The following is an 18,942-nucleotide window of genomic DNA, read 5'->3' on the forward strand; positions in this document are numbered from 1 at the left end:
ATGGGTCTTGGGGTGGCATGCCGATGGGGCGCTATATGTAGACGCGGGCTGCGACAAAAACTTCGGAAAATCAATCGGCTGCGGGGTTTTCTGAATCCACTATCCATGCTAGCGTAAACGCAACAAAAATAAGCCCACCGAGAAAACTCGGGGGCATGAGGCAGAAAAAGGCAGAGATCGTGACGGGACGTCGCAGGCAGCAGACGGGCCGAATGGGCCTGTATCTATTCACGTTTATTTGGCTAGCGTTGATTGTACCTCTCAGCGCTGTTGCTGCGCCTTATGCGGCTATGGTCATGGACGCCCGAAACGGCAAAGTCCTGCATGCAGACAATGCAGACACGCGCCTTCATCCTGCTTCGCTTACAAAGATGATGACACTCTATGTCGCCTTCGAAGCTGTGCAAAACGGTGAGATTTCCATGGATACCCTGGTCAAGGTGTCCAAGAAGGCGGCTGCTGAGCCACCGTCTAAACTTGGCCTGCGGGCCGGGCAGAAGATCAAGCTTCGCTATCTGGTTCGCGCCGCTGCTGTGAAGTCAGCCAACGACGCCGCAACCGCAATTGCCGAGGCAATTTCAGGGTCAGAGGCGGCGTTCGCCCGCAGAATGAACCGCACGGCCAAAGCCATGGGCATGACCCGCACGACCTTCAAGAATGCCCACGGGCTTACTGAAAAGGGGCATCTTTCAACGGCTCGCGACATGTCAATACTGGGCCGTCATGTGCTCTATGACTATCCGCAGTACTACAACCTCTTCTCTCGCCGCACCGCTGATGCGGGGGTGCGTACTGTCGCACATACCAATAGGCGCCTGCTGGACAGCTACAAAGGGGCCGATGGGATCAAGACAGGATACACCCGCGCAGCCGGTTTCAACCTTGTCGCATCGGCCGAGCGCGGCCGCGAACGCGTGATCGCCACGGTTTTCGGCGGGCGGTCCACTGCATCGCGAAATGCTAAGGTGGCTGAGCTTCTGGATTTGGGTTTCCGTCGCGCACCGTCGCGTATGGCGCTGCGTGCACCGGGCAAGCCGCCATACATGGGTAAAGTCAGCAAAAAGACAGTGACGGTGGCATCGAACAACGCCCCTGCACCGGGCGCTCGGGCAAAATCGATCCGCGTGGCCAATGCCGCAGTCAAACGCAGCCTGCGTCCCAAGGCCCGTCCGATCCCCGCCAAAGAGGTTGCGCCCTTGGTTGCCGGGGTGCAGGACGATATCGAAAGCGTTCTTCAGCAAGTGGCAGAGGTGGCCACAAAGCCTGAAGCGAAGCCAGAAGTCGTGGCAAAGGTTGTGGAGCCTGCCCCAAAGCAAGAGGTTGTCGCAGCCGCTGCAGCAACTGAACAACGCGCCCCGGCAAAGTCGGTCAAGCCCGTTGTGCGTCCCAAACAGGTCGTCTTGGCTGCATCGGCGGCCCGCGCACCTGCGACACCAGCCCGCAAGGCCGAGGTCATCACCCGCGTGTCAACATCCGGTGGCCGCCATTGGGGTGTGAATATTGGTCGATATCCAAGCCGCTTTGCTGCTGAGAAAGTCCTTCTGAAGACTGCTCTGTCCGAAACCACATCGCTGAGCGGAGCATTGCGCAAAGTGGTGCAGGGCAAACGCGGTTTTGATGCGAACTTCATGGGACTGACCCGCGAAGGCGCTGATCTGGCCTGCCGGCGGCTGCAGGCCCGTCAGGTCACCTGCTTTATGATCGGGCCAAGCTGATCGGCGCGTTCTATTGACCGCCGATCAGGATGCGGTCGAGCACCGGCATCACCAAATTCGCCCGCGCTTGCTGCGGCACAAGTGTTGGAACCATGGCCCGTATGTCGTCGGGCGCGCTTAGCCGCTGAGACTTCAGGTTGGCGATGACGCCGATCAGGTCGTTGGTGGGGCACTGGCCTTCGAGATATTCCCAAACTGTTCCGCTGGTTGTGACGCGCGGCGTCAGACCACATCGGTGTTCCGGTGGGGCATCACGCCAAAACAGCGTCATCATATCTGCCAGCGCTGAACTGTCGTTCGAGAAGTAGTTGTGGGCCAACATGTCCTCGCCAAGGGTGCTCATGTCGATGCTGTCAAAGTGATTGTCCGCCAAAAGAACATCGCCTCCCAGCCCGGCGCGTGGGGCCGATCCATGCAGTTTGCGCGAAGAAACCAGCGCCCAGTCTTTGGAAGATGCGTATAGTGTCATGCGCTTTGCCAATGGGCGGAACACGCGTGCCATGGCCGCGAAAAGCTGCGCATCCACATCTGGCGCTGCAAACATAACCTGTCCAAACACCGGATCGTCCTGCGGCTGCACACGCCGTTCCAGCGCCATGATCTCCAACGCATCCGTCAGGGCCCGATTGCCCATGGAATGCGCGATAATGTGAATGGTTTCCGCACCGGATTTAGCGACAAGGTCTTCCAGGAAGACAGCGAGACGCCGGCCTGACAGACGAACGACGGCTGCATCAGCGATGTAACCAACGGTCGTGTTTCGCGATGGCCAGGAGAACAGCACAGGCACAGCGGCGCTGCCCATGTCATAGGCCAATTGCGCGGCGCGCTGGGCGGCATACTCAAAGTCATGGTTGAAGCCATGGATGTAGACAAACATGTCGCGACCGGCGTCTTCACGGAATTCGCCCTGCAAGCGACCAAAGAAGGACCCGTCGTCCAACGGTTCAATCTTTTGCAACAGAACGTGGCGCGAGGCATTGCGGCGGAAATCCAGCCTCCAGACCGACGGGCGTTCGACTGTGCCCGGCACATGCGTGTTCGGAATGGTCACGGTCGCAATGCCGAGTTCCAGTTTTTTACCGCGACGGCCGCTGTAGAATTCTGTCGGATCCTGCCGACCACTGCGCGCGCGATCGGTTGCATAGTAGACGTCAACCTCGGCAAAGCCACCGTCTTCGGACTTGCCTGAAAATTCAAAGCTGGGCGTTTCCAATTCTTCCAGTGCGGCGCGGGCCGCATCGGCCATTTCTGTCTCGCCTTCCAACTCCGCCAGCCTTTGCAGTGAGGCGTAGAGCCTTTGCATCGCCGCGCCATCGCGTCCGGTTTCGGCCTCGGCGGCGATGGCGGCCTCAATCGTCTGCCGGGCCGCCGTGACCGATCCGATTTGCTCAAACAAGATAGCAGCCTGTTCGTAGGCTGGCACCGGATCGTCCCGCACGTCGGCGCGCGCAAACAGGCGCGTGCGTCCGACATGCGCCCAGACTTTTGCGGCGTCTTCCAGCTGACCTGTTTGTTCAAGTAGCGCTGCCCGCAGTTCCAGCAGGTCCAACAGAATGCGCACATCCGGCGGCGTTCCCAGCACACCGGGATCGCGAAGGGCGGCATCCGTTTCCTGCAAGGCGGCATTGGGATCGGTTTCGGCCAAGACGCCTAGACTGATCAACTTTGAAATATCCTGTGCCTGCGACGTGGCGGGCAACAGGCCGGCAATCAGGGTCAAAGCAAGGGTGGCAGTGCGAAAGCAGCGGATCATGAATCACCTTGGGCGGTACAAACGGTCAAATGCCATTAGAATGCGGTAGCAGTGGGCATAAAGACAAGGCAGGAATACCTCAGTTCAAACCAGAGGCTGGTCAGCGACGTCCCCATCGTGTCCGCCGTCCCGGCAGGGGCGCCTTGCGCTTTTGTTCGCGTAGGAAAACGAACAAACCGGATCCAATGATCAGTACGCATCCGGCCCATGTTGCCGCCGATGGCCATTCGCCAAAGAACAGCCAGCCCCAAAGGATCGCCAAAGGCAGCCCGATGTATTCAAAAGGCGCGATCGTGGCGGCGTTGGCCATGCGGTAGGCTGCGCTCAGGCAATAGCCGACGCCGCCCGCGCACAGCCCCAAGCCGAGGAAGGTCAACCAATCGCCGCTGTCTGGCACGACCCAGGCGCGCAGCAGAAACACAAGGCTTTCATTCGAAACGCCTTCGGCAAATCGCCCATCGCCGGCCACGAGGTAGAACAGTGCCGATATCACCAGAAAAGTGCCCTGAATATAAACGGCCAATGCCGAGGCGGCTGTTGTCATGCCCAATCGGCGTGTCAAGACTTGCATCACCGCGTAAAAGGCTGCGGCGGCCACCGGCAATAGCATGACGGCACGTGCCGTTTCGGTATCGGCGGCCCATGGCTCTTGCATGACAACCACGCCCAGAAAACCAATGATCACGGCGCCCAGCCTTAACGCACCGACCTTTTCCCCAAGAACCGGGATGGCGAGAAGGGTGATGAAGAGAGGCGCAACAAAGAACAGCGCTGTGGCCTGCCCAAGTGGCAGAACCGCGACTGCCGCGTAGAACGTCATGTTTGCCAAAACGACCAGCAGCCCGCGCATCAAATGCAGGCCGGGGCGATTTGTTTTGAGAATGCGCAATCCGCCTTCCATTCTGACGAAGGCCAGCGTGAACAACAGCCCAATGGCTGAGCGCACGAAAACCATCTGGTGCAATGGATAGCCGCCAGACAGCGTTTTGATCAGCAGATCGTTGACTGAAATGGCGAGAATCCCGATGCAGATGAACAGGATACCCATTCCGGGCCGGTTGATTGGTTGGGATGACATACCGATTGGCTACGCCTTTCGTGCGGTAAAGGCATCTCCAAAAACGACATGCGAGTGGCCATTGTGTTCTGAACTGGTCCGTTTAGATTGCGGCCAAAGGAGTTTGCCTATGCCGATGGTCGAGATCAGAGACGTTTTCAAAACCTACGATGGTGGTTTTCAGGCGTTGGGGGGCGTCAATCTTGACATCAAAGAAGGTGAGATCCTCGCTTTGCTGGGGCCAAACGGTGCAGGCAAAACAACGCTTATTTCGGCTATATGTGGCATCACTTTGCCAACCTCCGGCACCATCACGGTGGGTGGGCATGATGTGGTCGAGCGGTACAGGCAGGCCCGTTCCATTGTCGGCTTGGTGCCTCAGGAGATCACGCTTGAACCCTTTGAGAAGGTGATCAACACGGTCCGCTTTTCGCGCGGCTTGTTCGGCTTGCCCCGGGACGATGCCCGCATCGAAAGTATTTTGCGAAAGCTGTCCTTGTGGGACAAACGCGACACACCAATTCGCGCACTGTCTGGCGGGATGAAACGGCGGGTACTGATTGCCAAGGCATTGTCCCATGAACCGCGCGTGTTGTTTCTAGACGAGCCGACAGCCGGTGTCGACGTCGAGTTGCGCCGGGACATGTGGGACATCGTGAATGAATTGAAGGCTGATGGCGTCACCATCATTCTGACCACGCATTATATCGAAGAGGCTGAGGCCATCGCAGACCGTGTCGGGGTAATCGACAAGGGGCAAATCCTGCTGGTCGAGGAAAAAGACAGCCTGATGAACCGGATGGGCCACAAGGAACTGAGGGTAGAGCTGGACGAGCCGCTGACCGAGGTGCCGGGCGGATTTGACGGCTTTGATTTGCGGATCGAGAGAGATGGCAAAGCCTTGGTCTATTCGTATGACACGTCTGCCGAGCGCACGGGTATCGCGCGGTTGATGGCAGGCCTGACCGATGCGGGGATCGCTGTGCGCGACGTCAGCACTGTGCAGAACTCACTCGAAGATATTTTTGTCGGCCTGGTTTCGGCCAAACAGGAGGACGAGGCATGAACTGGGGTGCTGTCGTAGCAATTTACAAGTTCGAAATGGCCCGTTTCTTTCGAACCCTGACGCAAAGTTTCGTTTCGCCGGTGATTTCCACATCACTTTACTTTGTCGTCTTTGGTGCGGCGATTGGCAGCCGGATCGATCAGGTTGAAGGCGTCAGCTATGGCGCTTTCATCGTGCCGGGGCTGATCATGCTAAGCGTCATCACGCAGGCCATATCCAATGCGTCCTTCGGGATCTATTTCCCGAAATTCATCGGCACGATCAACGAATTGCTGTCTGCACCCCTGAGCTTTCTGGAAATTGTCCTTGGCTATGTCGGCGCCGCTGCAACCAAGGCATTGTTCATCGGCGTTGTCATTCTGGCCACGGCTGCATTGTTCGTTGATGTGGTGATCCAGAACCCTTTGGCGATGATCGCGTTTTTGCTGCTGACCTGTCTCAGCTTTGCCTTGCTGGGCTTTATCATCGGGATCTGGGCCAGCAATTTTGAACAGCTTCAGCTGGTGCCTCTTTTGGTCGTCACACCCTTGGTTTTCCTCGGTGGGGCCTTCTATTCGATTTCGATGCTGCCGCCGTTCTGGCAAACCGTCACGTTGTTCAACCCGGTGGTCTACCTGATCTCTGGATTCCGCTGGTCGTTCTACGGACTGGCGGATGTTCCCATCGGCCTTAGCCTTCTGGCGATTGGCGGTTTCACGCTGCTTTGCCTTGCTGTGATTTGGTGGATATTCAAGACCGGCTGGCGCATTCGCAACTGACACCGGGCCGTCAGGCGGGAATGGCTTGGCGTCTTCCGCCGAGTGCCAGATCAGTGGCCATGCCGCCGATCCACATACAAAAAAGCGCGAGCCATGCGGTTCCGGCGAATATGGACCCACCACTGACCCCGGCACCGATGGCGCAGCCACCGGCCAGCATGCCGCCAAAGCCCATCAAGCCTGCGCCGATCATGGCATTGCGCATGGGGCTTGGTCCTTCGAAACCTTGAACTTTCAGTTCGCCGGTGAAGGCAGCGGCCAAAAAGGATCCAATGACAACGCCGGGCACCAGACCAATATCGAATTCAAGCACTGAGTTCCGATCCAGAAAGAACATCAGCGTGTTGGCCGACGGTCCTGTGAACGTCAGGCTTTCGATCTGAACCGGATCAAAGCTGACCTGACTGAGGCTGAAAGTCAGGCCCCATCCCAAGGCAGCAGCAAAACCAACACCTGAGGCAAAGACCAAACGTCTTGCCCCAATCCGGTTCCGGCGCGACAGCTCTAATGCCAACAGCGCGGTCAGCAATCCAAAAACCAATCCAGCCTGTTCCGGCAGATGCGCCGCGGCAATGAGGTCCGTGTTGCGACCGCCGCCGGTTATGGAAAGCCCGGCAAGGTAGTCCCGTGCGGGAGCGAGCCAGCCGGTCAAAGTCATTTGCGCGACGACCGCGAAAATCAAACCCGAAACCACGGAACGCAAGTTGCCCGTGGCGGCCAGAACCAGCAGGCGGCCGGAGCACCCGCGCGCCAGAACCATACCAGCGCCAAACAACATTCCACCGATCACAGCCCCCGACCAACTGCCCGGAACTGCCATCATACGGGCCTCAGCAGTGTCGATCAGACCCAAAAGCTGCGCGCCCTGAACCCACACAACAGCCGTCGAAAAGGTCAGCAGCCAGACGGCAACCTTGTCTTTCATCTGCCCGCGCGCGAATTCAACGACGGCGGCGCGCAGACAAAACCGAGATCGCTGGGCTGCGACCCCGAAAAGGATTCCGGTAAGCAATCCAAAGAGGGCAGCGGTCGGTGCTTCGCCGATGCGCTCGACAAGTGAAATAATGTCCATGGGGCCTCCAGCTCTTGGCTGGTTGCGGTATGGGCGTTTTTGTCCATCGAAACTTTGATCCAGATCAGGCTCTCGCCAAGTCGGGGCAAAGAGCGTAAAGGCAAAGCCGTGAAACCGGTATCGCTCTCTGCTGCCCGTGACCTGCCAATCTGGCGTAGGCCTGTGACGCTCTTGTTCTTGATGGCAATCGCCATGCCGCTCAGTTTTGCGACATGGTCGGCGCTGTTGAACAATTTTGTCATCGAGGCGGCCCAATTTGATGGCGCTGATATCGGCTGGCTGCACACAGTTCGAGAGATACCAGGCTTTTTCGCCGTTGGTGTGATCGCCGTCATTCTGTTTGTGCGCGAGCAGACTCTGGCCATGATTTCGCTGGCTTTGCTGGGCGTTGCGACAGCTATCACGGCGCAGTTCCCTTCGATGGGCGGGCTGCTGTTCGTCACGCTGATCAGCTCGTTTGGGTTTCACTACTACGAAACGGTAAACCAATCGCTGCAGCTGCAATGGTTGCCCAAGGATCGGGCGCCGCAAATGCTTGGCCTGCTGATTGCGGCTGGATCGGCGGCGACTTTGGTTGCCTACGTCGCAATTGTGATGACATGGCGGACCTTCGACCTCAGCTACAACTTTGTCTACATGATCTCGGGTGGGCTGACGCTCTTGATTGTGGCCTATTGCGTTCTGGTCATCCCGAATTTCGACTCACCCCACCCTCAAGTTACGAAGTTCGTGCTGCGGCGCAGATACTGGCTCTACTATGCGCTTCAGTTCATGTCCGGGGCTCGGCGGCAAATTTTCGTTGTCTTCGCGGGTTTCATGATGGTCGAACGGTTCGGGTATTCCGTCGACGAAATCACCAAACTGATGCTGGTCACACTGGTGGCGAACATGGTGCTTGCCCCGGTGTTGGGACATGTTGTGCACCGCTTTGGTGAACGCAACGCGATGGCGTTTGAATACGTTGGGCTGGTGACGGTCTTTGCGCTTTATGGCGGCATCTATTGGTTTGGTTGGGGCGCCATGCTGGGGGCTGTCCTCTATGTCACGAACAACATTTTCTTTGCGCTTGCTCTGGCACTGAAAACCTATTTTCAGAAGATTGCCGATCCGGGCGACATTGCCCCGACAGCAGCGGTTGCCTTTACGATAAACCATATTGCGGCGGTCTTCCTACCCGCTGTGCTGGGATATCTTTGGCTGAAATCGCCCGGTGCGGTCTTTGCTATTGCGGCTGGTATGGCTTTGGTCAGCCTCGTGTTGGCGCTGATGATCCCTAGGCATCCGGAGCCCGGAAATGAGACCGTTTTTTCACGTTACATGCCTGCGGCACCCGCAGAATAAAACCGATACAAAGAGGACGACACATGGCTGCGACCTGGACTGCATTCACCAAACTTCCTGAAAAGCCGCAGGCCGAAGCGCTCGGCGAGGCATTGGAGCTTCTGGACCCGGAACCGACTGGTATCGGCGTTTTCGAGATCGAAGACGGAAGCGGGACATGGGAAGTCGGTGGATATTTCCTTGAGGCACCTGATGACGTCGAACTGGCCTTGCTGGCGGCGGCGTTCAACGCCCAGCCCTTTGTGGTTAGCGAAGTTCCTGACACCGATTGGGTCGATAAGGTCCGGCGCGAATTGACCCCGGTCGAGGCGGGACGGTTTTTTGTCTACGGCTCACATGATGCTGACAAGATCCCAGAAGGCGCTGAGCCGCTGCTCATTGAGGCGGCGATGGCCTTTGGAACTGGCCATCACGGCACCACGCTTGGATGCCTCAAGGCGCTCGACCGATTGGCAAGTGGTGGTTTCCAGGGCACCAAAGTGGCGGACATCGGATGCGGTACAGCCGTCTTGGCCATGGCAGCCGCGCGGATTTGGCCTGATCCGGTGATTGCCTCGGATATTGACGCTGTTGCCGTTGAAGTTGCCGAAGTGAACGTTCGTGCAAACGATCTGAATGACAAGGTGACCTGTCTCGAAGCGGTTGGGTTTGATCATCCCGAAATTGGTGCCGCTGCGCCCTTCGATCTCGTCTTTGCGAATATCCTCAAACAACCGCTGATCGATCTGGCCCCACATATGGCCCGACACCTCGCGCCCGGCGGTTATGCGATTCTTTCGGGGATTCTTACGCGGCAAGCCAATGATGTCATCGAAGTTTATGCACGAAATGGCATCAATCTTGAGCTGCAGGACGACATTGGTGACTGGGTGACGCTAACGCTTCGCAAAGCGGCTTGATAAGGGGCGGTTTTAGGGAAAACTTGCGGCGTTCGCCCTAATCCCGCCACAATCTGTGCCTAGAAAAAGCCTTGTCTGGTGGGGGCCGGATATACCAGAGGCTGCCATGGATCGCGCACTTCGTGATTTTGACAAACGACAGAAAGCCATTCGCCGTAAACACACGCGGATGGCCAAGGGCTATCGCAACAAGATGAATGCCAATGGCGTCATCATGCAAAAGCCGGACAGCAAGATCGGCGGATATCTGAGCCGCATTCTGTTTCTTGCCGTTCTGGCGTTCATGGCCTTCAAGGTACTTTTGCTGACCGGAATTGGTGAAGAGCTCTACATGGAGCGTGTCAGCGTATTGCAACTCGGAAATACCTATGAGCGGGCTGGCGCTTGGCTCATGCAGATTGATCCTGTCACAGCCTGGCTTTCGCAGCAGGCAGCGGCTTTTCTTCTCTGAATTCTCTCCTCTCACGAAATAAAGGCCCGTGTTCCGGTGAACACGGGCCTTCGTTTTTACAGGTAAGGCAATTGCCTTTAGCGGTGTGCAACACCGTCGATATCACCACGGCACAGGCCGATGTCTTCCAGTTCACGATCGGACAGTGCTTCGAGGCTCTTGCGGGTCAGGCGCGCGTCGTTCCACGCGGCAGCAGTCGCGAAGATCGAAGTGAACAGAGTGCCGATGCGGCCGGTGGAGCCGGAAGCAGCGAAGGGGCGGGACGTGTCAATAGCGGCCATTTCTGGTCTCCTTGATTTGGGTTTGGAATGTTGTCTTTCTGAATCCGCACTTAGGCCTGCTTTGAACGCGCAACAAGGCGCTAAAATCGCATGGGTTCTATGCTGAAAATGCATAGCTATGATTGGCGTTAACACCTTGTGAAATATGGCGAAAACTTGTTTTCCAAAGTTCTGAAATCGACATGAGCGACGTCGGTTTTCAACCTTGTTGTCGCTTGTGGAAAAGCGGTGGTCGTTTTTTGGCCGCGGCGCATTAACCTTGGCCTTTGTTCGCGTTTCGTGCTAGTCGTGGCGACAAAGCAACAATGGCGGGCAGCGATGCGGGTTTTGGGTATTGATCCGGGTCTTCGGAACCTCGGGTGGGGGGTGATCGATGTCGATGGCAGCCGAATCGCACATGTCGCCAACGGTATTTGTCGTTCTCAGGGTGACAGTCTGGCAGCACGGCTCTGTTCGCTACATGAACAACTGACCCAAATTTGCCAAACACACGCACCGCAGCAGGCTGCTGTGGAACAAACCTTTGTCAACAAGGACGGGGCCAGCACTCTGAAGCTGGGGCAGGCACGCGGCATTGCGATGTTGGTTCCGGCGCAGTTTGGATTGGATGTGGGCGAATACGCTCCGAATACCGTCAAGAAAACGGTGGTCGGCGTAGGGCATGCCGACAAGACACAAATCGCACACATGGTCCGGATGCAAATGCCCGGGGTCAAGATTGAGGGCCCTGATGCTGCTGATGCGCTCGCTATTGCGATTTGTCATGCCCATCATGGATCGGTTCAGCGCATGAAGGTCAAAGCATGATTGGTCGTATAGCGGGCAGAATTGAATACAAGTCCACAGATCACGTGCTGATCGACGTCAGGGGCGTCGGTTATGTTGTTTACTGCTCTGAAAGAACCATGGCCGGGTTGCCAGCCGCAGGTGAGGCTGCAGCTTTGTTCACGGATCTGCTCGTGCGGGAAGACATTTTGCAGCTGTTCGGTTTTCCGACGTTGGTGGAAAAGGAATGGCACCGCCTGTTGATGAGCGTTCAGGGCGTGGGGGCCAAGGCCTCACTTGCGATACTCGGGACGCTGGGTCCGGATGGCGTAAGCCGCGCCATCGCTCTGGGGGATTGGAATGCGGTGAAAGCGGCCAAGGGAATTGGCCCGAAAACGGCGCAGCGCGTGGTTAACGAACTTAAAGACAAGGCCCCGACAGTCATGGCGATGGGGGCAGGCGCACCGGCTCAGGCGACGGCGGACGATGCCGTGATCGAACCGATGGAACCAAAGCCGACCCCGGCGCCCGCACCGTCCCAAGCCGCTGGTGGCGCCGCTCAGGCCGAGGCGCTGTCCGCCTTGTCCAACCTTGGATATGCTCCGGGTGAGGCTGCAGCCGCCGTTGCGCAGGCGGCAGGCGAAGCCCCAGATGCCGATACTGCGGCGCTGATCCGTGCGGCACTCAAGCTGTTGGCACCGAAAGGGTAACGCGTGACCGAGCCTGACCCAACACTGCGGCCCGAAGCGATGAAGGAAGACGTGGATCGCGCCCTGCGTCCGCAAATGCTCGATGATTTCATCGGGCAGGCCGAAGCGCGGGCCAATTTGCGGGTCTTTGTGCAATCCGCCCGTGCGCGGTCCGAGGCAATGGACCACACGCTGTTTCACGGACCTCCGGGACTGGGCAAGACCACCCTGGCCCAGATCATGTCACGAGAGCTGGGTGTCGGTTTTCGGATGACCTCGGGCCCGGTCTTGGCAAAGGCCGGTGATCTTGCTGCGATCCTGACCAATCTGGAACGCAACGACGTGCTGTTCATAGACGAAATCCACCGCTTGAACCCCGCTGTCGAAGAAGTGCTTTACCCCGCGATGGAAGATTTCGAGCTGGACCTCGTCATCGGAGAAGGCCCGGCCGCGCGGACTGTCAGGATTGAACTGCAACCCTTCACTTTGGTGGGCGCAACCACGCGCTTGGGGCTCTTGACCACGCCGCTGCGGGATCGCTTTGGCATTCCGACCCGTCTAAATTTCTACACCGTGGATGAGCTTGAAACCATTGTCGCACGAAACGCTGTGAAACTGGGTGTCGAAGTGCAGGGTGACGGGGCGCTGGAAATCGCGCGCCGTGCCCGGGGTACGCCCCGTATCGCCGGTCGATTGTTGCGACGTGTCGTCGACTTTGCAGTGGTTGAGGGCGGGGGTGTGGTCAGCCGCGCGCTCGCAGACAGCGCACTGACCCGGTTGGGCGTCGATTCTCTGGGATTGGATGGCGCAGACCGACGATACCTGACGCTGATCGCCGAAAACTACCAAGGCGGCCCGGTTGGGATTGAAACACTGTCGGCAGCACTGTCAGAAAGCCGCGATGCGCTAGAGGAAGTTGTGGAGCCTTATTTGTTGCAGCAAGGTTTGATCCAGCGTACCCCGCGCGGGCGCATGTTGGCACAAAAAGCCTGGACCCACTTGGGGCTTGCTCCGCCAAAAGCGCCCGGACAAACGGACCTTTTTGAGGTTTAGCCACCGCGCGTCCGGCTCTATGCCATGACTGTTACGAGAGAGCGCCATGCCACTTGCCGCATCTGAAATCGAAACTTTGTTCACCCGATCGGATGGCAGCTATTTGTGCGCACGCTGGGGTCGTCCGATCGTTCCGATCGTTTTCGGTGTCGAGGATGAGACCCTGTCGGTCATCAAGGGTGCCTTCGAAGCTGTCTGCGCGTTGGCGGGGCATCAAATGGCCGAGACCGATCCCGAGATTGGCGCGAACGTCATGGTTTTCTTCTTTCGGGACTGGCACGAACTGCTCGAGGTTCCCGATCTGGGGCGGATGGTTGACGGGCTTGAGCCGCTTGTACAGCGTTTGCATCAGGCCGATGCCAATCAGTACCGCGTATTCCGGTTTGATGCGCAGGGCGCCATTCTTGCGTGTTTCGTATTCTTGCGCATGGACAAGAACCTCAGCGCCGTTCCGGCTGAAACTCTGGCGCTGAGTCAGGTTGTTCAAACGATGTTGCTTTGGTCAGATCAGGCGTTCACAGATCAGTCGCCACTGGGGCAGCTTGAAAACGGGCGCGTGGTGCTGAGACCTGACATTGCGGGCGTCATACGCGCGGCATATGACCCGCTGATGCCTGCTGTCGCTGATGATGCCAGTCATGCACTGCGCCTTGCCGCACGTCTTTCTGCGGCCTCAACGCAATAACTGATCTGATCCGGATCAAGGCGGAGCATCTATGCAGGGTCTAGCGTTCAATCATCCAAGGAGGATTGAACTATGACGGTACGCTATACGGAAAATGAAGAAACCGGTGTCGTTGAAATTCATCTGGACGGCCGCGTGACGGTTGATGATTTCGAAGCGATCATCAAACCATTGCAGAGCTTTATCGACAGTCAGGGCGACATAAAGGTCATCGAAGTGATCGAAAGTTTTGATGGTTTTGACAAGTCGATCCTGATGCCGGGGATCCGCTTTGACCTTCGCAACATGTCCCACGTCAGCCACGTTGCAATCGTGTCGGACATTGGCTGGATCAGTCCGATGTCCAAAGCAATTGGCGCGTTGTTGCCAACACGACTGCGGACCTTCGCATTGGGCGAACTGGACGATGCCAGACAGTGGGTCGTTCAGGCGTGATGCTCAAAGCCCGTAGTTGAGCGCGTTGTGGAATGGCGCGCGACTAGCGCACCATTCCGACGATTTCATAGGTCTTGTCGAGGATCGGAGCTGCTATCGTACGGGCCTGATCGGCACCGTCCCGCAGGATCGCGTCAATCTCGTCTGGGGCCTGCATCAACCGTGCCATTTCCGATGAAATCGGAGAGAGCTTGCTGACAGCCAGATCAGACAGCATCGGCTTGAACTCCGAGAACTGTTTGCCGCCCACGTCGCGCAGAACGTCTTCGACTGATTGTTCGTTCAGGGCTGCATAGATGTTGACCAGATTGCGTGCCTCCGAACGGCCTTCCAGGCCTTCAATTTCGGATGGCAACCCATCAGGGTCGGTACGCGCCTTGCGGATCTTGTTCGCGATACTGTCGGCGTCGTCAGTCATATTGATCCGGCTCAGGTCCGAAGGATCAGACTTGGACATCTTCTTTGTGCCGTCGCGCAGGCTCATGACGCGCGTCGCCGCGCCCTCGATTACCGGCTCAGTCATAGGAAAGAAGTCGACGCCGAAATCGTGGTTGAACTTGGCTGCTACGTCCCGTGTCAGTTCCAGATGTTGCTTTTGGTCTTCGCCAACGGGCACATGCGTCGCGTGATAGATCAGGATATCCGCGGCCATCAGCGCAGGATAACCAAACAGCCCGAGCGAGGCGTTCTCAGCATTCTTGCCAGCCTTGTCCTTGAACTGGGTCATGCGTTTCATCCAGCCCATCCGGGCGACACAATTGAAAATCCAGCCCAGTTCCGCATGTTGGGAAACTTGGCTCTGGTTGAATAGGATCGACTGCTTGGGATCAATGCCGGACGCAATATAGCCAGCGCAAAGCTCGCGCGTGTTGTTGCGCAATACTTCGGGATCCTGCCAGGTTGTGATCGCGTGCAAATCCACCATGCAATAGATGGTTTCAAAGCCTTGCCCTTGCATTTCGACAAAGCGTTTAATCGCGCCAAGATAGTTCCCAAGCGTCAGTCCACCCGAAGGCTGGATGCCCGAAAACACGCGTGGCGTAAAAGCAGAATTATTCGAAGCCTCTGTCATGAGAGCTCTCCGTCTGGAAGTTTGCGTTCGGGTGGCTTACCCATGGCCACACATGCCGTCAAGGAAGAGCCCCGCGATGACCCATCCGCACAATGAAAATCCGGTCAATCCGATCAATCCGCTCGTGGCCACCATGTTTTTGCTCATGGTCGGGATCGAGATCGCACTGAACCTAGGGGCACGTGGCTTGATCGGTGGCCGGGGCGCCGTCGGTTGGCGCAATCAGGTCATCGAAACCTATGGGTTCTCGGACACGGTGTTCGAATGGATGGTCACCACCGGCAGTTGGCCAATGGATCATCTGGTGCGCTTCGTCACTTACCCATTTATTCATGGCAGTTTTTATCACATGCTGTTTGCCGCCGTTATCCTACTGGCGATGGGCAAGATCGTCTCGGAGGGGATGAGCGGCCTGCGTGTTGCCGTGATCTTTGTCATCTCTGGGATAGTTGGCGCATTGGTATGGGCCCTGTTGCTGGATGACCCACGCTTTCTCGTGGGTGGGTATCCGCCAGTCTATGGTCTGATCGGGGCGTTTACGTATCAGTTGTGGCTGCGCTTGGGGGAAACTGGCGCGCCGCAGACACGCGCGTTCACGCTGATTGCATTTTTGCTCGGCATCCAGTTGGTGTTCGGCGTCTTGTTTGGCGGCGGTTCGGACTGGGTGGCCGACATAGCCGGTTTCGTCACCGGCTTTGCGATGGCGGTTGTTATGGTGGATGGTGGCTGGACACGGTTCTTGCGCCGTGTGCGGCGTCAGTAAGTTCAGCGCCTGTTTGGATCAGAACAAGGCGTCAGGCAGTAGACGGGCCTTCCGTGCAAGCTGCTTGGCATCCTTGTGAGCATAGGGTGCGATTGTCGCGCCAGGATCATTCAGCCCTGCTGCGGTGTCCCAAGTCACGGCAAGTCGTGGATCGTACGCTGTATCGCCTATCCATTTTGCAGCCAAACGGGACAGCAGATCAGCGGCAAAACCCGGGTCCTTGACCAGCACAGAAACTTCGCTGTCCCAAAGCATTGAACGGCCGTTCAGATTGAACGATCCCACCATCGCAAGGCGATCATCACAGATCAGGACGCCTGAACCGATACTGGGTTTGCTTTCTTGATGCGTGGCAGTGTGTTTGGGTGAGACAAAGGCGATACGCTTGCCAAAGCTGGCACGCAGCTTGTCGACCGCCTTAACCTGCAACGCGTGACCATGCCTCGTGTTCCATCCGGCCTCGCTCGCCGGGTGGATTTGCGCTGACGCAGCGGGCAACACGATGACGACTTGCAGCTCTGGTACGGCCGCGGCTGCGGCGCATAGCGCGTCGATGACTGGACCATGACGCAAAAACTGGGTTTCGATGTAGAGATATCTCCGTGCCTGTTCCACGATCCGCAGCACGTTTGTTTCGTGGTCGCGCACGACGGGTTTCGGACCAAGCTGGGCAAAGCCTTTGGCAGGCTGTGACATCGTTCGCACGAGCCGCAGATCAGCGCGGCTTTGTGGTTTTTTGGCTGTATCAAAACGGGTGGGATGTGCCGCCAGCGATTTCAAACCAGCATCGATTGCCGCGTTCCAGCATTCTGCAAAATGAGACCTGAGCGCCCCGCAATAGTCAGCATCTTCTATCAATACAGATAGGTCATGCCGCAGTTCGGTCGGCGCTGAAACATCGTCATCCGGCATTGTTTGATGATGTTCGATGTCCACGCCACCGACCACGGATGAATGACCATCTGCAATGGCGAATTTCTGACGCACCAATGCCGGTCTCAATTCTGGTCCGGTGCTCAGGACCCGGCGCTGCACTGGGGTCAGGGCAGTGCTGTCATCCGCTTTGATTGCGCGGATTGCGCGGCGCAGCGATCTGCCCATGAACAAGTTCCAAAACGCGCCTGCGCGATGTGTGTGAGGTGCACACAGAATTTGTGTGTCCCCTTGTGCCACATCGGCAAAACCCGATGCGGCGGCCCATGCTTTGCGGTGTGATGCGCTTGCGAACTGTGGATCAAAATCTGCGATCAGCATCTGAATGCGAACGCCCCGCCGGGCCACCAAGGCAATCAAATCGGCCCATGTTTCCAATCCGCGTTCGCGCAGAGCTTGTTCGCACAGCGGCGCATTGGGATCGAGCGCCGGGAACGACATGAGCAATTCGGTTTGCGCGCTTGCGATCAGTCTTTCCAGCGCCGGCAGGCTTTCATCAGCGGTGATCAGGGATTTCGGGGTCATTCTTTTTTACGACTTCCTCTGCGGAACGCACTGCGCATTTCTGAAAGACTGAAAGCGCCTGCGATTTGTCCGAACACACCATAGGCAAACATGCCGATCACAACCAAGAGGGTTAAAGCGGCATAGCGAATGTAGTCAGCGATCAGCCAGTTCCACATCAGTTTTTGAGCGAACCATAGAACAACGCCCATAAAGGCCGAGGCCAGACAGATGCGCCAGAGCCGGGCAAAAAATCGGGCATCAAACTGTGCCACGTTCCCAAGGCCCTTGGCCCCTCTGGCCAGCATCGCAACCATGACCCAACCGGCCACCGTGGTTGCAATGGCCGGCGCGATCCATCCGATCACCGGCGCCAGTCCGATCGCCAAAATGGCGTTGATTGCCATCGCCCACACCGCATAGCGAAACGGGCTGCGGGTGTCTTCGCGCGCAAAGAAAAGCGGCTGAAGCACTTTTTGCAAAACAAAGGCTGGCAACCCCAGTCCATAGATTGCCACGGCCATCGCTATTGCCGCGCTGTCGTCTGCGCCGGTCGCCCCACGTTCAAACAGAACCGAGACCAGCGGCAAAGGAATGACAACCAGCGCCACAGCACAGGGGATCGTAAGAGCGAGGCTAAGCTCTCCTGCTCGGGAAAACGCCTCTTTGCCGCCCATATCATCCTGCGCCTTCAGTCGTCGGGACAGGTCAGGCAGCAGAACGATGCCAACGGCAATTCCAACAACACCCAGCGGCAGCTGATAAAGACGGTCTGCCGCATAGAGCCAGCCAACCGCTTTTTCGAAGTGGCTGGCCACTTGTTGACCAACCAGAAGGTTGATTTGCATCACGCCTCCGGCAAGCGCCGCCGGTATGGCGATGACCACAAGCCGCTTCATATCGGGTGTCAGGCGTGGTCGTCCGGGGCGCAACCGAATGCCTGCGCGGTCAGCGGCAATCCAGACTAGCGCAAGCTGGGCAATGCCCGCGACCGGAATGGTCCAGACCAGCCAGACGATCGCGTCGCCTCCGGTGGCCTGCGCGATCAGCATGGCGGTGATTACAAAGATATTGAGAAAGACAGGCGCAGCGGCCGCGGCAGCGAAACGGCCCGAAGCATTCAACGCTCCTGAAAACAGGGCTGCCAAGGATATCAGCAGGATATAGGGAAAGATGATGCGCCCATAGCCAACGGTCAGGTCAAATCGGTCGTCGCTCGCAAATCCGCCTGCGGTTGCCCAGACAAGGGCGGGCATAAAGACAAGGGCCAGACCGGTCAGAACCAGCAGAACCATGGCAAGGCCGTTCATGGCATCTCGGGCAAATCCAATCGGGTCTTCGTCTGCTTCCAGTTTCTTGGAAAACATTGGAACAAAGGCAGCATTGAACGCGCCTTCCGCGAAAAAGCGGCGGAACATGTTCGGAAGTCGAAAGGCGGCGACAAAGGCATCCATGACCGGGCCGGGGCCGATCAATCCAAGGATCAGCACTTCGCGCACAACCCCCAGTATTCGGCTCATCAGGGTCCAGAACCCTACCGTCAATACGCCTGAAATTAGCCGGATGGGTTTCATTGACTGCCCAATTTTATGTGCCCGTAGTCCTTGCCTAGCTTATTGCCCCTTCGCCGTAAACGGGCAGCGTTTG

19 protein-coding genes are annotated in these 18,942 nt (G+C 57.5%); 12 read left to right on the forward strand and 7 right to left on the reverse strand.

The window, feature by feature from the left end; all coding sequences use genetic code 11:
* Positions 1 to 212: 212 nt before the first annotated feature.
* Positions 213 to 1,715, forward strand: a complete 1,503-nt coding sequence (locus PFY00_RS16110; RefSeq protein WP_271433618.1) for a D-alanyl-D-alanine carboxypeptidase family protein — start codon at positions 213 to 215, stop codon at positions 1,713 to 1,715.
* Positions 1,716 to 1,725: 10 nt separating this feature from the next.
* On the opposite strand, the gene PFY00_RS16115 is transcribed toward PFY00_RS16110, so the two are convergent.
* Positions 1,726 to 3,471 (reverse strand): alpha/beta hydrolase, encoded by a 1,746-nt coding sequence (locus PFY00_RS16115; protein ID WP_271433619.1) that lies wholly within the window; start codon positions 3,469 to 3,471, stop codon positions 1,726 to 1,728.
* A 100-nt stretch (positions 3,472 to 3,571) separates the two neighbouring features.
* On the reverse strand, positions 3,572 to 4,549 hold the full coding sequence (locus tag PFY00_RS16120; RefSeq protein ID WP_271433620.1) for a DMT family transporter: 978 nt from the start codon (positions 4,547 to 4,549) through the stop codon (positions 3,572 to 3,574).
* A gap of 109 nt (positions 4,550 to 4,658) precedes the next feature.
* Here PFY00_RS16120 and PFY00_RS16125 point away from each other — a divergent pair, with 109 nt between their 5' ends.
* Both PFY00_RS16125 and PFY00_RS16130 read left to right on the forward strand, forming a co-directional pair.
* Entirely contained in the window at positions 4,659 to 5,594 is a 936-nt protein-coding gene (locus PFY00_RS16125) for an ABC transporter ATP-binding protein (RefSeq protein WP_271433621.1), read from the forward strand.
* The gene (locus PFY00_RS16130) at positions 5,591 to 6,352 is read left to right on the forward strand and encodes an ABC transporter permease (RefSeq protein ID WP_271433622.1); all 762 of its coding nucleotides are present in this window, start codon (positions 5,591 to 5,593) and stop codon (positions 6,350 to 6,352) included. Before PFY00_RS16125 ends, PFY00_RS16130 begins: the two co-directional genes overlap by 4 nt.
* 10 nt (positions 6,353 to 6,362) lie before the next feature.
* Here the strand turns inward: PFY00_RS16130 and PFY00_RS16135 are convergent, their stop codons facing one another.
* A complete protein-coding gene (locus PFY00_RS16135) occupies positions 6,363 to 7,424 on the reverse strand; it encodes a YeeE/YedE family protein (protein WP_271433623.1) in 1,062 nt (353 codons plus the stop codon).
* Between the two features lie 108 nt (positions 7,425 to 7,532).
* Here PFY00_RS16135 and PFY00_RS16140 point away from each other — a divergent pair, with 108 nt between their 5' ends.
* The 3 genes from PFY00_RS16140 (at position 7,533) to PFY00_RS16150 (ending at position 10,115) form a co-directional block, all read left to right on the forward strand.
* Positions 7,533 to 8,765, forward strand: coding sequence for an MFS transporter (locus PFY00_RS16140; protein WP_271433624.1), 1,233 nt, complete (start codon positions 7,533 to 7,535; stop codon positions 8,763 to 8,765).
* A 23-nt stretch (positions 8,766 to 8,788) separates the two neighbouring features.
* A complete protein-coding gene (locus PFY00_RS16145; protein WP_271433625.1) occupies positions 8,789 to 9,664 on the forward strand; it encodes a 50S ribosomal protein L11 methyltransferase in 876 nt (291 codons plus the stop codon).
* Between the two features lie 106 nt (positions 9,665 to 9,770).
* Positions 9,771 to 10,115, forward strand: a complete 345-nt coding sequence (locus PFY00_RS16150; RefSeq protein ID WP_271433626.1) for a hypothetical protein — start codon at positions 9,771 to 9,773, stop codon at positions 10,113 to 10,115.
* Between the two features lie 77 nt (positions 10,116 to 10,192).
* On the opposite strand, the gene PFY00_RS16155 is transcribed toward PFY00_RS16150, so the two are convergent.
* Positions 10,193 to 10,396 (reverse strand): DUF1127 domain-containing protein, encoded by a 204-nt coding sequence (locus PFY00_RS16155; RefSeq protein WP_271433627.1) that lies wholly within the window; start codon positions 10,394 to 10,396, stop codon positions 10,193 to 10,195.
* A gap of 318 nt (positions 10,397 to 10,714) precedes the next feature.
* On the opposite strand from PFY00_RS16155, the gene ruvC reads away from it, so the two are divergent.
* The 5 genes from ruvC (at position 10,715) to PFY00_RS16180 (ending at position 14,023) form a co-directional block, all read left to right on the forward strand.
* A complete protein-coding gene (gene ruvC / locus PFY00_RS16160; RefSeq protein WP_271433726.1) occupies positions 10,715 to 11,203 on the forward strand; it encodes a crossover junction endodeoxyribonuclease RuvC in 489 nt (162 codons plus the stop codon).
* The gene (ruvA, locus tag PFY00_RS16165) at positions 11,200 to 11,871 is read left to right on the forward strand and encodes a Holliday junction branch migration protein RuvA (RefSeq protein ID WP_271433628.1); all 672 of its coding nucleotides are present in this window, start codon (positions 11,200 to 11,202) and stop codon (positions 11,869 to 11,871) included. The genes ruvC and ruvA overlap by 4 nt, the downstream gene beginning before the upstream one ends.
* A 3-nt stretch (positions 11,872 to 11,874) precedes the next feature.
* Entirely contained in the window at positions 11,875 to 12,903 is a 1,029-nt protein-coding gene (gene ruvB / locus PFY00_RS16170; protein WP_271433629.1) for a Holliday junction branch migration DNA helicase RuvB, read from the forward strand.
* Positions 12,904 to 12,949: 46 nt separating this feature from the next.
* Positions 12,950 to 13,588 carry a hypothetical protein gene (locus PFY00_RS16175; RefSeq protein WP_271433630.1) on the forward strand — a complete coding sequence of 213 codons (639 nt, stop codon included), beginning with the start codon at positions 12,950 to 12,952 and terminating at the stop codon, positions 13,586 to 13,588.
* A 72-nt stretch (positions 13,589 to 13,660) separates the two neighbouring features.
* Positions 13,661 to 14,023: a SpoIIAA family protein gene (locus tag PFY00_RS16180; protein ID WP_271433631.1), complete on the forward strand. Its 363-nt coding sequence runs from the start codon at positions 13,661 to 13,663 to the stop codon at positions 14,021 to 14,023.
* Between the two features lie 43 nt (positions 14,024 to 14,066).
* On the opposite strand, the gene trpS is transcribed toward PFY00_RS16180, so the two are convergent.
* Positions 14,067 to 15,095 carry a tryptophan--tRNA ligase gene (gene trpS, locus PFY00_RS16185; protein WP_271433632.1) on the reverse strand — a complete coding sequence of 343 codons (1,029 nt, stop codon included), beginning with the start codon at positions 15,093 to 15,095 and terminating at the stop codon, positions 14,067 to 14,069.
* A gap of 76 nt (positions 15,096 to 15,171) precedes the next feature.
* On the opposite strand from trpS, the gene PFY00_RS16190 reads away from it, so the two are divergent.
* Complete coding sequence (locus PFY00_RS16190) at positions 15,172 to 15,858, forward strand: rhomboid family intramembrane serine protease (RefSeq protein ID WP_271433633.1); 687 nt, start codon at positions 15,172 to 15,174, stop codon at positions 15,856 to 15,858.
* 18 nt (positions 15,859 to 15,876) lie between these two features.
* On the opposite strand, the gene PFY00_RS16195 is transcribed toward PFY00_RS16190, so the two are convergent.
* Positions 15,877 to 17,316 (reverse strand): phospholipase D family protein, encoded by a 1,440-nt coding sequence (locus PFY00_RS16195; RefSeq protein WP_271433634.1) that lies wholly within the window; start codon positions 17,314 to 17,316, stop codon positions 15,877 to 15,879.
* Complete coding sequence (gene murJ, locus PFY00_RS16200) at positions 17,313 to 18,869, reverse strand: murein biosynthesis integral membrane protein MurJ (RefSeq protein WP_271433635.1); 1,557 nt, start codon at positions 18,867 to 18,869, stop codon at positions 17,313 to 17,315. The genes PFY00_RS16195 and murJ overlap by 4 nt, the downstream gene beginning before the upstream one ends.
* Positions 18,870 to 18,942 lie beyond the last annotated feature (73 nt).

The organism is Thalassococcus lentus (genome assembly GCF_028023555.1).
GTDB lineage: Bacteria > Pseudomonadota > Alphaproteobacteria > Rhodobacterales > Rhodobacteraceae > Thalassococcus_A > Thalassococcus_A lentus.